The following is a 15,511-nucleotide window of genomic DNA, read 5'->3' on the forward strand; positions in this document are numbered from 1 at the left end:
GCTGGGCATAGGTATGTCCCATCCGCAGATGGGACATACCTATGCCCAGCTCGCCGCCGGGTTCGGCATCGGTACCACGACGGCCTACCGCTACGTCACCGAGGCGGTCGGGCTCCTGGCCGCCCTCGCCCCCGGCCTGACCGACGCGATGCGGACCGCCTCGGCGAAGGCATACCTGATCCTGGACGGCACGCTGCTGGCCATCGACCGCATTGCCGCGGACCGGCCGTTCTACTCCGGCAAGCACAAGAGGCACGGGATGAACGTGCAGGTCATCGCCAACCCCTTCGGCCGGCTGCTGTGGGCCTCACCGGCCCTGCCCGGCGCCATCCACGACGTCCGCGCAGCCCGCGAACACGGCATCGTCGACGCCCTCGCCGAGGCAGACATCCCCTGCTGGGCCGACAAGGGATACCGAGGTGCCGGCGGCACGGTCCGCATCCCGTGCTGGGGACGGTGGGAGACCCTCTCTACAGGCCAGCAGGCGGTCAACCGGTCCCACGCGAAGATCCGGGCCCTCGTCGAGAAGGCCGTCGCCACCCTCAAGTCCTGGCGGCTCCTCCGCAAACTGCGGTGCTCGACCACCCGGATCACCAGCTGTGAGTGGGCGTGTTGGTGGCAGGGGTTGTGCGTCAGCGGTGTTCGGTTGCTAATTGCCTGGTCATGTGCTGCGGGCGTGTGCTGGCCTGCTGTCATGAGGTGACCAAATAGCTGCCGTTGAGTAGCTGGGGCGGGGCGGGTTCGCTGTCGTGGGGGTGGCTGTTCCTATCGGGGGTTTTTCGTAGGCCGGTGTTGCGGCATACCGCGACGGAGATCTTTCCAGGCGCTCGGGGATGAAGCCGAGGGCGGCAGAAGGCGCACAAGCCTGTCCTGCGGATCCGGCTGCTCACCGACGCGGGCGGCTCCGCGCAGTGCGTCGAGATGTGACGTCGGTCCATGATCGTCGGCGCTGGTGTCGCCGGAGGAGCTTCTGGCGAGGGTCGTCCCTACCGCTTCCGTTTGTGCCGTGCTGTGCTCCTCGTGACGCTCTGCGGCCGCTTGGCGTTTGGGTGGATTGAGCGATGAAGCTCTGAGGGCGGCCGCAAGGACGACAAGCTGGCCGTCAGCGCAGCATCAAGCGGCCCGGTATGCCCGTCGTAACAGATGTCGAGGAGCTTGCGGGTCGGTTGGTCGTAGAGGAAGACGACGCCTCTGGGCAGATCGAGCTGATGCATTTTGGCCCGGAGATAATCGCGGAGCCTCCCGTCGGTCTCGCCGGGGTCGGCTCCAGCCGGGCGGGTGGCCCACACGAACAGCCAGCCCTCTGCCGGGTCGACGCTGGCCGTGAGCGGCACGGTCAGGCTACGGCCCTTGGGGCTCGGACTGTCGAGGAGTTCGTCGCCGTGGCGGGCGAACTTGTGCTGCACGTCGGTTGCCCCAGACAGCAGCGTGGCGCCGATGCTCAGCCATCCAGTGACATTGCGGGACTGCAACTCGTCGACCAGTGGCGCGAGCGGCGAGGGCACCATCGCCGGCTTGGGCGCCAGTGCTGAGCGCGCCCCGTCGCGCCCTTTGGTGTGGAACCACTGGTCCAGAGCATCGGTTCGGCTGGTCAGGAACGCAGGCTTTCTTGTTTGGTAGCGGCGCAGTTCGGCTGTGGCTGGCTCGGGCAGGAAGGGGAACGCCGCACGCACCTGCACCGGGTCGGGTTCCACCCAAAGGCCTGCCTCGAAGAAGTATAGGAACAGATCCATTTCGTCGGGCGCGTGGAACATCACGGTGACGTCGGGGTTGCGGCGCCGACGCAGGTACAGCAGGAACTCGGCCGGACGTGCCACCAGTTCGGTGATCAGCTCAAGATCGTGCAGAGATACCGTCCATGGAATGTTGCTCGCGGCCAGCAGGCCAGCCCGCACCAGCTCGGCGGTGGCAGTCAGGACCGTTGATATGTCATCGAGACTGACTGCGATGGTGTGGATCTCACGGATTTGGCTGAGGTCGATCCATCCCTCGTTCTTGGTGCGGAGGCCGCCGTCCCGCTCGATGGCGTCGCGCATGCGCCCGGCCTGTTCGGCCGCCTTGGTAATGATCCCGGTCAGGTCGGTACGGATCCGTGCCGTCTTGCCCCCGCGGGATAGGGCGCTCAAAGCGACGGCCTTGTCCTCCACGATGATGGCGACATCGTCGAGGACGATGAGGTGGTCGCCCTCGGCTCGCTTGGTGTACTTCGACGGGTCGGCGGCCTCAGCTTCATCATCGCTCGCGGGTAGGTAGTACTCCAGTCCGTCCCGGAATCGAGCGCCGGGAAGGACACGCTCCAGCGCGGCGTGTGTGCGGGATTCGAGAAGGTCTCCGCGATGCTTGGCGTACTGGCTCCACACCGGAGCTGTCTTCTTCAGGTGTTCCTCGAGGTTCTCCCGCACAGCGAACACGTTCAACGCCGGGTGTGGCAGCATCAGACGCCCGCCTGCGCCCACGATAAGTGGCCGCGTTCGCAGCGGGTTCCTTCCGCTAGTGAACGCCTCGACGACATCCATCGGACTGGCCGTCCCCAGTTCCAAGCGGAACCGCTCGACAACGGCCCGGACACACTCTTCCGGCAGGCTCGTATGCGCAACGATGTCGTCGATTGTGACAGTGGCCTGCTCGGCAGGTGGCTCGAACAACGACGTGACGCTGAGCATGGCCTGTTCCGTCAGTCGTCTGTCCGCCCGGCCTTCGTCCTCCGCCGCCATCGCGTCCAGGACCGCATTGCCCATCGCCTCAATGCGGTCGTTCAGCCTGTCCTGCTGCAGGTCGTGGCAGGCGTTGAGGACGGCTATTGCATCCGTGGCGTCGAAGCCCAGTTCCGCCTGCAAGGCTGCGCGGACGCTCTCAACGCCGTCAAGGAGCGCCAGATTGGTTTCCTCTACCATTTCCGGATATGACGGATTGCGCATCCATACTTCGGCACCCCGAATGAACAAAGACACCATGGCGAGCTTGTCGGTCGGGTCAGCACGCGCGAATGAACGCAGCTGAGCAAGGTAGAGGACCTTGCTCAGCCCTTCCTTCGCGCTGGAGACGAAGTGGCTCATCTCCTGAAATCCGGCTTCGGGCCCGGCCGCCGTCCCTGCCTCCTGCCGAGCGGTCAGAGCAATCAGCGCCAGCAGTTCGACATAGACCGCGCCCGCTTCCGCAGTGACAGGTATCTCGCCCTCGCGGGCCATCGGCAGGAATCGCTGACGAGCCACCTCGATAAGCCGCATCGCGTCGAATCGCCGCACCTCCACGACGAACTCTTCGATCGCCGCGCCGAAGGCCGCGTCAGCCTCAGATGCAGGGTCGTCGCCAGTGAAGGAGGCCATGAGTGTGGTCATGGTGGTCAAGGAATCCGCTATGACCTGCGCGTGCGGATCGAGCACCAGCGTCTCCGACACGGAACGGCGATGTCTCTTGTTGCGCGCTTTGCGTCGCTTCGTGCGGGAGCCCATGGGGCACTTCACCACACAATACGGGCGGCCAGCAAAGGATTTGGCGTTGCACGGCAGCCGCTTTCGACAGCTGCCTGCGGTCAGCCGGGTCGGCGGTCGCGGAGTGCTTGAAGGATGTTGGTCTGGTGTGGGTCGGTGGGGGGCGGGGTGTCGGGGGAGTTGTTGAGGTGGGGTGTGAGGCGGGTGTAGAGGTCGTCGTGGGTGAACATGGCGTCGAGGCTGGCCCAGGTGTCGTTGTCGATGAGGGGGAACGGGAACTGCTGGGGTGTGATGAGTGCGGCCAGGAGCGGCAGGAGTTCCCATCCGTGGTCGAGGCGGTCGCGTAGCCAGGTGCGGATGCCGGCGGGGTCGGTGTGGCGCCACATCCAAATCAGGGTGTCGTCCTGGTCGGTGAGGTCAGAGGTGGGCCGTCCGGCGGCTGGTGTGAGGTGTTCGGCCAGGCGGCCGGTGAGGGCGTCGCGGGCCTGGGCGGCCCACGGTTCGGTGGTCGTCACGTGTTCGGAGGCGGTGTCGTCGGGGTTGGTGGCGCTGTGGAGGGTCCGTGTGGCGAGGACTGCTCCATCGGGTGTGGCTGCCATGGCCGCTACAACGGCGGGACGCTGGCCGGGAGGCAGGTCGAGGAGGAGGCTTGGGGCCAAGGCGCGCACTCTCCTGTCAGCGCCCAACAGGCCCATGGCTTCCGGGTCGGCGGTCAGCTGGCCGTAGCTGTCGGCCATGGCCTGGAGCAGTGCGGCTGCGGGGGCGGGGATGCCGTCGGCGCGCAGTTGGTCGATGCGCCGGACGATGCGGTGGGTGTCGTCTCTGAGCCGGAGCAGCAGTTGTGTGGCCTCATCGCCTTCAGCCCCTGCTGCGAGCTGGGCGAGGGCCTGCTGGAAGACGGCTTCTGGGAGGTCGTCGGCGGGGACGGTGAAGACGACGTACCGGTCGAAGTAGTCCTGGCTGCCGATCCCGCGTCGGCGGGCCGCGGCGCGGGGGTCGCTGCCGTTGCTGGTGCTCTGCTGGACTACGGGGAACAGCAGGGCCAGCAGCCCGAGCATCCCGTCAAGGTTGTCCTGGGCAACGCCAGCTTGGAGCAGGCGGTCCTTCCATCGCTCGGCGTGCTCACCGGGCCTGGAGTCGCGGTGCAGCGCGGGGTCGATGCTGGTGCCGGTCAGTTCGGCGCGGTGGCGCCCCAGCATCCGGTAGACGCCTGGCTCGCTGGTCCGCAGGAAGGTGACGATCAGGAAGTCGACGAGGTCCACCTCCCCGGCCAGCGAGCCGAGCGTCGCGCCGGCCTGCCCGAAGTAGCGCTTGATGGCCCGCGGGGTCCTCAGCCGGTCCTGGAGGTGCCGGAAATACGCCTCGGAGAAGCGCCGCTCCTGGTCCGGAGTCATGGACACCCCGTGGGAGTCCAGCAGTGCGTTCAGAAGACGCGTGGTCATGGCGGCGATGTCGCGGTCACGGAAAGCCGGAAGATCGAGCCGGACCTGGATGAGCTTCTCCAGGAATTCCTGGGCGCGCTGGTCGCTCGAGCCGACGAGGTCGGTCCGCTGCAGGACGTCCAGCAGGGTCTGCTCGTCGAAGCTGATCAGGTAATACACGTTCGGCAGGTGGCCTACCAGGCGGATGAGCTTGAAGACGACCAGCAGTTCCTCGGGGGCGAGCCGGTCCAGGTCGTCCATGACCACCAGAACCGGCAGGCCGGCCTGCCGCAGGGCCGCCTCGGCGGTGCGTTTGGCGGCGGAGGCGCTGGTGTCCCCGGCCACGCGTTCGGCGACGAGCTTGATCAGCTCCGAGGAGTCCAGGCCGAGCAGACCCGTGAGTTTTCCTAGCGGACTGACCGCCTGGCCGAACGCTCCGACCTTCCTGCGCAGTTCGGACCACTGGCCATCGTCGGGGAGTGCGGCGCGGATCTCGCTGAACAGCGCCAGCGTCAGTGATTCGAGGTCCGAGTACATCCATGGGTTCAGTTCAGCGACCGACCACCGGTTGGTGTCGGTGGCGCCGGCCGTGTTCTTGAGGTGCTGGATCGTCATCTGCAGGACGGATGACTTGCCGGAGCCCCAGGGGCCGATGAGCGCGAGGACTCCGGACTCGCTCTGCTCGCGCACCTGATGGAGGAGTGCGACGGCATGGCGGGCGTACTGCTGACGCCCCAGCAGGTCAGGAGCGTCGGCGCTCCCGTCGACGGGGTCATCGTTGAAGAAGCGCTCACCGGGCATCGGCCCATCCTGCCCGACAGCGCAGCTGCTCCGGGCTGGGATCGGTAACGACGTGCAGACCGGCTGCTGTTATGGGGTGACCGGGTGGCTGTCACGGTGCGGCTAGCAGATCGCGGTCCGGTTGTGTTCGGTTTGCCGGTCTTCGTGTGGAGGGGCGGCCGGGGTGGTGGGGTTGGCCTTGTGACGCGTTCGGGAACTCCGGTGGGGGAGACGATGCCGGGTCCGGCCGCTTCGGCGGATGCCGGGCGGGTGGTGCGGGCTGTGGTGGTGCGGCGGCTGCTGGCGGTGGACCGGGGTGAGGGCGGTCTGTCGTCGTTGCATGTGCGGATCGCGGCCGGGCTGGCGGGGGTGACGGAGCGGACGGTGTGGCGGTGGCTGGCCGATGGACGCGAGGGGCGGGTGGAGGCGCGGCCGCGGCAGGGCGGGTTCATGGTGGGCGACGCCTTGTGGGAGGTGCTCACCCAGGTGGGCGGGAACGTTGCTGAGCTGCGCCGCAGGATGCTCCGGGCGCAGGACGAGGGCGTGCTCCAGCGGTGGGGTGTCGAGGCGGTGCCGTCGTTGGCGACGCTGCATCGCGCGATCAAGGACGAACTGCGGGCGGGCCGGGCGCTTCAGGTCGCCCGCGCGGCGTCGGGCCGGGTGGAACCGAGCCGGTACGACCGGGCACTGGCCGAACTCGGCTTCGTGGATGGTGCGAATGGTCCGGTAGTGGTGGACGGCCCGGACGCCATGCCGTCCGAGACGGGCGGTGAACAGCGGCCCGGTGCTGTGAAGGCTGCTGCGCGTGCCCGGGTGTCGGGTGGGGTGCGTCTGTACGCGCCGGGAGCGCGGCTGGTGTCCACGCGGCAGGTGGCCGGGGTGGTGGAGGCGGTGGGACACACGGTCGCCGCGCGGGGGATCGGCTGCGTGTACGGGGACACGGGGCTGGGGAAGACGGTCGCGGTCGAGCAGGCTCTGCACCTGCTGTCTGCACGGGTGCCGGTGTGGCGGGCGGTGGTGGGGGTCAGGCCCGGGCTGCCGCAGGTGCGGGCCGCGTTGTGCGAGGCACTGGGGCTGCCGTCGGGGTCCCTGACCCACCGTGCCGGACCGGTTGACCAGGCGCTGGCGGAGGCGCTGGCCGAGCCGGGTGTGCTGTTTCTCGACGACGCGCAGCGTCTGTCGTCGCCGGTGCTGGACTACCTGCGGCAGCTGTGGGACTCGCCGGGCTGTGCGGCTGCCCTGGTGCTGTGCGGGGCGGGCAGCGAGCGGGCGCTGGCCCGGGCCGCGGCGATGCGTTCCCGGGTCCTGACCTGGCACCAGGTAAGCCGCCTCGACACGGAGGACGTGCCGCGGACGCTGGGTCTGTTCCATCCGGTGTGGGAGGACGCTGATCCGGTCGACCTGGGGCGGGCGGATGAGCAGACCGCCCGCGGCAACTTCCGTACCTGGGCGAAGATCACCTCGCATGTCTGCGCAGCCCGGGGCCGCGACCCGAACGCGGGTGTGGATCGGGACGCAATCGACCAGGCCTGCGCCCGGCTCGGCCCGTACCCATGACAGCCCCTCTCACGTACCCGGAGCACACCGGTTCCGACGGCAGAGAACCTCACCCCGTTCGGCCAGGAGAGACGGTGCGATGACGGACAGCAGACCGGAAGACACCAACGGCGGCAACGGCGTTGACGCGGGAGGGCAGTGGCCGCCGCCGGGGATCCGGCGGGTGTGCTCGGAAAGCAGTCGCTGGTTGCGCTGCGGGCGCCTGCGGTGCGCCGCCTGCTGGCGCTGCGCGCCCGGGGCGGTCTTTCGCGGCAGCACGTGCGGCTGGCGGGGGAGTGCCTGGGGGCATCGGAGCGCACGGTGTGGCGGTGGCTGGCCGAGGCACCCCAGAACCCGGCGGCGGCTGCGCACCCCGGAGCCCGCCACACGAGCAGGTTCGAGATCACCGCGGAGATCCGGGTGCTGCTGGCGTACTGGCACGGCAACGCCTCCGCAGTCCACCGCCAGCTCATGGAGCGCGCCGCAGCCGAGGCCGGGGGCCCACGAGCACAAACGTCCGGCGCTGCCGCGCCTGCCCTGCCTGTTCCGGGCGGGGCAGCCCTGTCGCAGGTGCCGCTGCTGGATCCGGTCCCGTCCCTGTCGACGTTCCTGCGCGCGCTGCGCCGTGATCTGACGGCAGGGGAGCGCGCCGGTCTCGCCATCGGACCGGAGGCAGCCCACGCCCATGACGTGTTCGGCAAGCGGCCGGCGTCATGGCGCAATTACGCCTGGGAGACCGACCACGTCCAGGCCCTGCTGCTGGTCGACGCCGACGGCGACCTGGTGCGGCCGTGGATCACCTGGTTCATCGACACCGCCACCAAGGTCATCACCGGTACCGCTGTCACTCCGGGCCATCCCTCCCGCGCGTCGGTACTGGCCGCCTTGCGCGCCGCAGTGGTGCGGGACGAGCCCTACGGCCCGGCCGGGGGAGTGCCGGAGCTGGTGAGGGTGGACCGGGGCAGGGACTTCCTGTCGGCCGCCGTCACCACCGCGCTCGGCGCGATGGGAGTGACGGTCAAGGATCTGCCCGCCTACAGCCCGCATCTGAAGGGCACGGTGGAAAGCCTCAACCGGGCTGCGGACCGGATGCTGTTCGCCGCCCTGCCCGGATACACCGCCGGGCCCACCGGGCCGCGCTCGGAACGGCGCGGACGTACCACGGGGGCGGTGTCCGCCCTGTCGTTCCAGGACTTCACCGCGGAGGTCCTGGAGTGGACGAACTGGTGGAACACCGCGCACCGCCCGAAAGCCCTGTCGGGCCGTACGCCACTGGAGGCATGGCAGGCCGATCCGACCCCTGTCACCGACATCCCCGCCGCCGACCTGTGGGCCCTCACCCTCGAGGACGACGGCCGGCCCCGGAAGCTGACCAGCCACGGCGTGAGCTGGCGCGGCCGCACCTACACCGCCGCGTGGATGACCGGCCAGGCCGGCCGCCAGGTCCGCGTGCGCTACATGCCGCACCACGACCACGAGATCGAGGTCTGCGACGCCCGTGGCCGCCACCTCGGCCCGGCGCACCTCGCGGACGCGGCCACCCCCGAGCAACTGCAGGCGCTGCGCGAGGCACGCGCGGAGCGCGCCCGGCGCCTGCGCGCCGACGCGAAGGCCGCCGAACGCCTGCGCCGCCAGCGATTCGCCCCCACCACCAGCGCGGAGCCCGCCCAGCGGCTGGGAGCCGTCACGGCCGCCCAGGCCGAGCGTGAACTCGCCGCCGCCGACTACACCGACGTCGCACGGCTGGCACTCCCCGACCTGATCCCGCCCGCCCCGCCTCCGGCGCACTGGCGCACCCCGCCCTTGCCGCCGGCACAGCGCCGCCCCAGCCCGCCCCCGTTCCAGCCGACCCACCGGCGGACGTTGCGCCGGAGCCCGGCTCCCGACCCGCAGGAGGCGCCTGATGACCGCGGCCACCTACCAGTACGTCGACCTGCCCGATGCCTCTGTGGTCACCACCCGCGCCCTGCTCACTGCCCGGGAGAACATCACCGACACGGTCGCTGCCCGCGCGATGATGTGCATCCATGGCGGCGCTGGCTTCGGCAAGACCCTCGCCGTCAACATCTGTCTGCGGGGACTCGAACCCGGCGAGGACGTCCGCAAGATCACCTTCCGTGCCCGTCCCACGGCCCGCGCGGTGCGCTATGAACTGTTCACCGCCCTCGACCTGGCCGGCGAGCCGCCGCGCCACCCCAGCGAATTCGACCGCCTGCTGAAAACCGCCCTGGCCGAACGCCCCCGCACCTTCCTGGTGGACGAGGCCCAGTGGCTCAACGGGGAGGCGTTCGAATACTTCCGCTACCTGTGGGACGAACCCTCAACCCAGCTCGCGATCATCTTCGTCGGCGGCGAGGGATGCCACACCGTGCTGCGCCGCGAACCGATGCTCTCCTCCCGCATCTTCATCTGGCAGCACTTCACCCGCCTCACCCCCAGCGAAGTCCTCGACGTCATCCCGCTGTTCCACCCGGTCTGGGCCGACGCCGACCCCGATGACATCACCTTCGCCGACAGCCACGCCGCACACGGCAACTTCCGCGCCTGGGCCCAGCTGACAGCCCACACCCGCACCGCCCTGACCCGCACCGGCCGCACCCGCGTCGACCAGGAGCTGCTGCGCTGGGCCTTTAGCCGCCTCGCCTGACCACCTCACCGCTATGCCGCTCACCGTGCCACCGCCGTCCGTCACCGTGGTCATCGACCCGGGCGACGACGTTATCCACACGCACACCGCTCTTGCCGCCCACCATCTGCCGTCCGGCCGGATCACCCTGCACCCCGGCCCGGGCACCACCAGCGAGACCGGCCTCGCCCATGACCTTCTCGTCGCCCTGGGCAAGCCGCCCCTGCTCCCGGGGCGTTTTCCCGCCGGCCGTCAGCCCGCCTGGGAAGCCGCTGCCGCCTGGATGACCGCTCTGCCCGTGTACCGGCTGACCGTCCTGCGCGCCCACCGCCTCACCGCCCGCCGCACGATGCGCCTCCTGCAGCTGCGCGCCCTCACCGGGATTCACCTGACCCTGGTCTGCCACCGCCCCCGCCTTCCCGCCGCTCTGCACCAGGCCCTGCGGACGGTCGACTACTCCGTCACCGCCGATTTTCAGGCAGCCCGCCGCCACTACTACGGCTCACCCGTCGCCTCACCCTCGCCGTCAGACGAGCCCGCCCGGCCAGCAGACAGGTGGCTCACCCTGCCTGCACTGGACCGTCTCGTCTCCTACGACAGCCCCCGCCCCTGCGCCGACCCGTGCACGCCGCCCCCGATCATCTGGCGGCACCGCCCACCGTCCGTGCCTCTCACCGCGCACACCGCCGAGCGAGTCGCCCGCCGGCTGCACGCAGCGACCGCACATCCTCGCCTGGCCGCGGCCGTCGCTGCCGCGCTGTTCACCGGCGCATCTCTCCAGCAACTCGCCACCGCCAGCCCTCGCGACTACGACGACGCTGCGGCCACGCTCGCCCTGCACGACCGCGCCCGCTACACCGACGGCTGCGCCGCCCACCCCGTCCCGCCCTGGGCGGGCATCTTCCTGCGGGCCGCGGCCTGCTTCACCCGGCTCGTATCCGGTGAGGACCAGGAACTGCTTGCCGCGCCACGTGACCGTGGGCACCTGCTGCGTGTGGCGGAGACGGCCAGACTGCGCCCGCCTCAGCCGCCCGCGGCCCGCCGCAAAGGCCCGGCCGGCCGTGTGGAGTGGGACTGGCGCGAGCGGCAGGAAGCCGAGAGGTACGAAGCCATGCCGACCAGTCGCGTCAGGCCGTCGCGACGCTGAACACCCTGACGCGTTTCGCTCGAAGAGGCAGGCTCATCCGATGGAGAAGTCGGCGAACTCGACGTCGCTGAAGGCGATGTGCAGACCGTGGGCCCGGCGGCCCCCGTCACGGAAGTAGGCGTGCCCCAGCGCCCGGGCGAGGATCACCGTCTGCTGCTGCTCGCCTGCACCGGCATCCCGGGCGGCGAACAGCTCCCGGGCTACCTCTCCCGGCAGGTCCTGGGTGATCCACCGCACCCGCGGGTCGTCCGAAGAGCCGGCCGCAGCAGCGAACCCGAATCGCGCCCGGGTATGGAAGACGAACCCCTCCGCCTCGGCCTGGGCACGCAGGCGTGCCCGTACCCGGGGTTGCCACCGAGCCAGGACTGCTTCCTCGATCGCCCGGATCCGCGTCGGGCCTGGAGGACGACGCGCTCCTGGTTTCTTCGTCACCCACCGCTGCACGGTGCGCTGTGACACCCCCAGCACGGTGGCCACCCGCCGGGTGGAACCACGGTGCGCTGCCAGCAAAAACCGCAGGCGGGCCTCGGCGCTTGAAGGAACGGGGCGGGTGCGCAACGCGCGCTCCAATCCCTGCTCGATCTGTCCCACGTCCGCCTCTCCAAGGGGCCAGCCGACAGAGCCGGCACCTGCAGTCCGTCGCCTCAGTTCTCCCACGTCGCCTGCCCCCGCCTGCCGGTTTCCGCATTCTCGGGACAGCGCTGGCCGGGGCAAGCTACGAGCCCGTCCCGTACGCGGAGAACACCACCGCCTCGTCGTCGCCAACGAAGGAAAGGGCCGCCGGCCGAGCCGGTATCCTGCCCGCAGGGCCGACGCCCTGGGCTTCGCCGACGCCCACACCGCACCCGGACACCCACACCGTCCGGAACACCGGTGGAAGGTCTTCCGGGATCAACGGACCGCTCGACGAACACCTTGACGATCCATCGAGCCGGGGTTGCCGTGTGGGGGCGAGAACCCGGTGCCGAGAGGACCCGTCCATGACCAAACGCACTACCGAGCAGCAGCGCGCCCGCGAACTCCAGCGCACCTCAAGCGAGCAGGGCACAAACCTCAGCTACCACCAAGCCCTCAACTGGGTACGCGCCACCGCCGAAGCGCACGCCGAGAATCCGGGCAAGATCGCCGTCTGCGTACCGCACGCGCACTGCATCATGATCTTCGGCGCGGACGAGGACCCCGAGTACATCCGTAAGTCGACCACGCCGACTCTCGCGGCCGAAGTCGAGCTCGCCAATGAGCTCCTCCAGCGGAGGAACGCTCTGATGCGTGACCATTCCAAGACGGAGATCATGGCCATGATCCTCAGGAGGCGGCGCGTTTCGCGCGCGGACCTCGCACGCCGCACCAAGCAGGAGCTCGCCAACGATCTGGTGGACGGCGAGGACAGCCGCGAGCGCTATGAGGCGTACGGGCGGGTGGCGCTGATCAACGGCAGGCCGGCGCGCGACTCACGACCTCTTTGCGGAGGCGTCGGCTGCTTCGGCCACGACAGCGCGACCCCTTGGCCGGAAACCCGCGCGCGCTTCCGCGCCCAAGGTCCCTGCATCGACGCGCAGTAGCTTGCACTGGGCACTGGTCTATACGGCCCGCGAGCCTGGAACACGACGGACCGTGCCTCGGTGGCCTCGTGCTGGTCGTGGCGCGGGCCAGCTCCTGGCCGTACGCTTCGGCGTCGTGCTGCTTGGTGCTCACGGGGGCCTTCCTTGTCTTCCAAGGTGCGGTTGGCGACCCAGTCCGGATCGCGTACGGGCGTCAGCGCCTGCGTCTCGTTAGCCGGGGCGCGCATGATGAGCCAGCTGGTGCGCGGCGCGGTGACGACGTGGACCAGGACGACGACGGCCTGGCGGCCGAAGCCGCCGCGGAGCCACGTCCCGGTGAAGCGGACCTGATCGGCCGCCCAGTCGCCCGCCCGCTGCCACGGGCGCAGACGCCCGAGTAGACAGCTGGCCGCGAGCGCGACGACCGCAGTGGCGACGATGTCCATCACACCCACCGCATCCCGATCGCGGACAGCTGCTCCATCCGCTCCGGGGTCAGCGTCGCGGCCCTGCTCCGCTGGTTGCTGACCCATGCCCCCAGCTTGTGCTGTCGCTCCTCCTGGTCTTCGCCGACGATCCGCTCGACGTGCTTCCTCGGCACCTGAAGGTGGCCCTCGCGCTCGTAGTACTGCTTGGCGGCTGCGTAGTTGAGCGCCCACTTGTCGGCCTGCGTGCGGCGCGGGCGCGGCTTCTCGCCCTCGGTCGCGGGCTGGATGCCGAGGATGTGCTCACACATCCACTGCTGCACGGTGGTGAGCTTGTCCCAGCCCAGCCGCACCGACCTGACCCACCGCCCCAGATCCTCGCCCTGATGCATGACGGTGCCCGGCTCCGTCGGCAGCTCGCCGCCAGCCTCCAGGTGCTGCCGGACCAGATGGAAGGCGCGCTGCCACTCCACCGGCCAGGCCGGGCACCACGACGGGTCGATGTCCTCCAACTGCTCGCGCCGCTCCTGCGACAGCGCCCCGGCCGCCGACTGAACCGGCAGGCCCTCGGCACGCCGCTGCTCGATCTCGGCAGCCTTCCGGGCTGCGGCGCGTGCGTTCTTCAGCCAGATGCCCACCCGGTACCCCTGGTAGGTGGCGTCCAGCGGTGCCAGGAGGTGGCCCGCCTCGGACGCCCACCCGCGCGCGGCGGCCAGTCCCTCCTCCCACGCGACGTCGAAGTGCGACCAGACCATGCCCAGCTTCTCCAGCTGCTCGATGCGGTCCTCGTCCATGTCACCCCGGGCGTAGAACCTCCGAGCGTCGGTGATCCACTGCCCCAGTGGAAAGGCGGCGAGGGAGGTCGGCCACCCTTCGGGTTCCGCCTCCTGGTCCCCGCTCTCGGGCACGCGGTAGGTGAACGGCACTTTCAGGTCGCCGTGCTGGCGGGTGTAGATGGTGGCGGCTTCGATGCCGCGTCGCCAGTGTTGGTGTTCGGGGTTGAGGACGCGGAGGTTGATGAACGCGGCCAGCTGCGCGGGGTCGCGCGGTGTGCTGAACTTCAGCAACTGCCGGGCTGGCACCGAAAGTCGGTCGCTTCGGTCGCTCTCGGCTCCCTCGCCTTCCTGGCTCCCGCTGCGGCTCTGTACGCCCCTAGACCGGCTTTGTGCTTGTTGCTCGGCGAGCTGTTCTACGACCCGGGTGTCGTGTGCTCTGAGTGCTTCAAGCAGCTTCGCGAGGCCGCCGTATGCCCGGGAGGTGAGAATGTTGTCCGTCGTCTCGCCCGGCCCGAGCAGGACGGGTACGACGAGGGAGGCGGTCTTGCCTTCGCCGGGTTGCATGCGCAGTGCGCGGCCGACGGCTTGGACGAGGTCGGGCATGGAGCCGCGTACGTCCGCGAAGTACACGGAGTCACAGTTGCGGGTGTCGACGCCCTCGCCCAGGACCTTCACGGACCCCAGGTAGCTCTTCTCCACGACCGTGCCGTCCGTGGTGATCCCGTCGGCGAATTCCCCGAGAACCCGACGCCGGTGGCCTGGCTTGTGGTCGCCGCACAGCCAGTTGGCCCAGACCATCTGCGGGTACAGCTCCGGGTCGGTGTCGTGCAGTCGTTTGGCGACGTGGGGGAGGCCGGCCGCGAAGGCCTCGGCCTCCTTCACCATGTGGTGGAAGACCAGCGTGCGCCGGAAGCCCTCCTCCGCCGATGCCTTCACCAGGGCGGTCTGCAGGGCGGCGAGCCGGGCCCCGCGGACCTGCTCGGAGCGCGCGTCCTCGCCCAGGAGCTGGGCGGCCTGGAGCTGGGTGTCGGTGATGTCCACGCACACCACCTGGTAGGGAGCACAGATTCCCCTGTCGATGGCCTCCGAGAGCGTCAACGTGAACGCCCTGCTGCCGAACGGCCCGTCCGGATCGTCCTCCATGCTCGCCACCAGTTCGCCCGGCGCGCCCTGCTCGGCGTCCTCGTCGAGCTGCCACAGCCGGGGCGTGGCGGTCATGTACAGGCGGCGCAGGGCGGGGATGCGGGTGTTGTCGTGGACGACTGCCCACGGCCGGCCGATCCTGCCCGAAACCCTGTGCGCCTCGTCCACGACGATCAGCGACCACCCCGGAAGGCCGACGGCGTGCGCGCGTTCCAGCGTGCCGAGCCCGAGCGAGGCGTACGTGGCGAACACGGTGACCTTGTCGAACGGCCGCACCCAGTCGACCAGTTCGTGCACGTCTGTGGTGTTGGGGAATGACACCTCCTGACCTCGTAGGGAGGAGACTCCGATCATCGGGCCGGTGCGGCCGCCCTCGCGCCACGCGGTCTCGGTCTGGGCGAGCAGGTCCAGCGAGGGCACGAGGACAAGCACACGGCCCGCACGGAGCTCCTCCGCGCTCCGGGTGGCCACGAGGGTCTTCCCGGTTCCGGTCGCCATGATCACCTGAGTCCGCAGCCCCCGCTTCGGCACAGTAGATCTTGCAGGCAATTCGAGTGCCCGGAGTACCGCGTCCACGGCTTCTCGCTGGTGGGGACGGAGTTCCTTCACAGCCATTCCGATCTACCCTTTTCTGCAGGGACGGACGAAAGATTCCATCTGCCACAGGCGAGCAACGAGCATGAAA

General features: G+C 69.7%; 10 protein-coding genes. 6 read left to right on the forward strand and 4 right to left on the reverse strand.

Annotated features, from left to right (window positions below):
- A partial coding sequence (locus AB0N31_RS26120) for a transposase family protein (protein ID WP_366060863.1) occupies positions 1 to 703 on the forward strand: 703 nt, incomplete at its 5' end.
- Positions 704 to 986: 283 nt separating this feature from the next.
- On the opposite strand, the gene AB0N31_RS26125 is transcribed toward AB0N31_RS26120, so the two are convergent.
- Together AB0N31_RS26125 and AB0N31_RS26130 are read right to left on the reverse strand one after the other, a co-directional pair.
- Positions 987 to 3,398 (reverse strand): preprotein translocase subunit SecA, encoded by a 2,412-nt coding sequence (locus tag AB0N31_RS26125; protein WP_366060864.1) that lies wholly within the window; start codon positions 3,396 to 3,398, stop codon positions 987 to 989.
- A gap of 134 nt (positions 3,399 to 3,532) precedes the next feature.
- On the reverse strand, positions 3,533 to 5,653 hold the full coding sequence (locus AB0N31_RS26130; protein WP_366060865.1) for a P-loop NTPase fold protein: 2,121 nt from the start codon (positions 5,651 to 5,653) through the stop codon (positions 3,533 to 3,535).
- A 213-nt stretch (positions 5,654 to 5,866) separates the two neighbouring features.
- Between AB0N31_RS26130 and AB0N31_RS26135 the strand changes: the two genes are divergently transcribed.
- From AB0N31_RS26135 to AB0N31_RS26150, 4 genes are all read left to right on the forward strand, one after another.
- Positions 5,867 to 7,189 carry an ATP-binding protein gene (locus AB0N31_RS26135; RefSeq protein WP_366060866.1) on the forward strand — a complete coding sequence of 441 codons (1,323 nt, stop codon included), beginning with the start codon at positions 5,867 to 5,869 and terminating at the stop codon, positions 7,187 to 7,189.
- A 165-nt stretch (positions 7,190 to 7,354) separates the two neighbouring features.
- Positions 7,355 to 9,319 carry a transposase family protein gene (locus AB0N31_RS26140; protein ID WP_366060867.1) on the forward strand — a complete coding sequence of 655 codons (1,965 nt, stop codon included), beginning with the start codon at positions 7,355 to 7,357 and terminating at the stop codon, positions 9,317 to 9,319.
- Entirely contained in the window at positions 9,234 to 9,815 is a 582-nt protein-coding gene (locus tag AB0N31_RS26145) for an ATP-binding protein (RefSeq protein ID WP_366060923.1), read from the forward strand. The genes AB0N31_RS26140 and AB0N31_RS26145 overlap by 86 nt, the downstream gene beginning before the upstream one ends.
- A 25-nt stretch (positions 9,816 to 9,840) precedes the next feature.
- Positions 9,841 to 10,941: a hypothetical protein gene (locus tag AB0N31_RS26150; protein ID WP_366060868.1), complete on the forward strand. Its 1,101-nt coding sequence runs from the start codon at positions 9,841 to 9,843 to the stop codon at positions 10,939 to 10,941.
- 33 nt (positions 10,942 to 10,974) lie between these two features.
- On the opposite strand, the gene AB0N31_RS26155 is transcribed toward AB0N31_RS26150, so the two are convergent.
- On the reverse strand, positions 10,975 to 11,532 hold the full coding sequence (locus tag AB0N31_RS26155) for a helix-turn-helix domain-containing protein (RefSeq protein ID WP_366060869.1): 558 nt from the start codon (positions 11,530 to 11,532) through the stop codon (positions 10,975 to 10,977).
- Positions 11,533 to 11,921: 389 nt separating this feature from the next.
- Between AB0N31_RS26155 and AB0N31_RS26160 the strand changes: the two genes are divergently transcribed.
- The gene (locus AB0N31_RS26160) at positions 11,922 to 12,503 is read left to right on the forward strand and encodes a hypothetical protein (RefSeq protein WP_366060870.1); all 582 of its coding nucleotides are present in this window, start codon (positions 11,922 to 11,924) and stop codon (positions 12,501 to 12,503) included.
- 424 nt (positions 12,504 to 12,927) lie between these two features.
- On the opposite strand, the gene AB0N31_RS26165 is transcribed toward AB0N31_RS26160, so the two are convergent.
- The gene (locus AB0N31_RS26165) at positions 12,928 to 15,441 is read right to left on the reverse strand and encodes a Helicase associated domain protein (RefSeq protein ID WP_366060871.1); all 2,514 of its coding nucleotides are present in this window, start codon (positions 15,439 to 15,441) and stop codon (positions 12,928 to 12,930) included.
- Positions 15,442 to 15,511: the final 70 nt, after the last annotated feature.

The sequence above is a fragment of the Streptomyces sp. NPDC051051 genome (genome assembly GCF_040682975.1).
Taxonomy (GTDB): domain Bacteria; phylum Actinomycetota; class Actinomycetes; order Streptomycetales; family Streptomycetaceae; genus Streptomyces.

Coding starts and splice junctions, on each gene's coding strand:
- AB0N31_RS26130 (WP_366060865.1), bottom strand. CDS start 5,653: ATGCCCGGTGAGCGCTTCTTCAACGATGACCCCGTCGACGGGAGCGCC.
- AB0N31_RS26135 (WP_366060866.1), top strand. CDS start 5,867: ATGCCGGGTCCGGCCGCTTCGGCGGATGCCGGGCGGGTGGTGCGGGCT.
- AB0N31_RS26160 (WP_366060870.1), top strand. CDS start 11,922: ATGACCAAACGCACTACCGAGCAGCAGCGCGCCCGCGAACTCCAGCGC.
- AB0N31_RS26165 (WP_366060871.1), bottom strand. CDS start 15,441: ATGGCTGTGAAGGAACTCCGTCCCCACCAGCGAGAAGCCGTGGACGCG.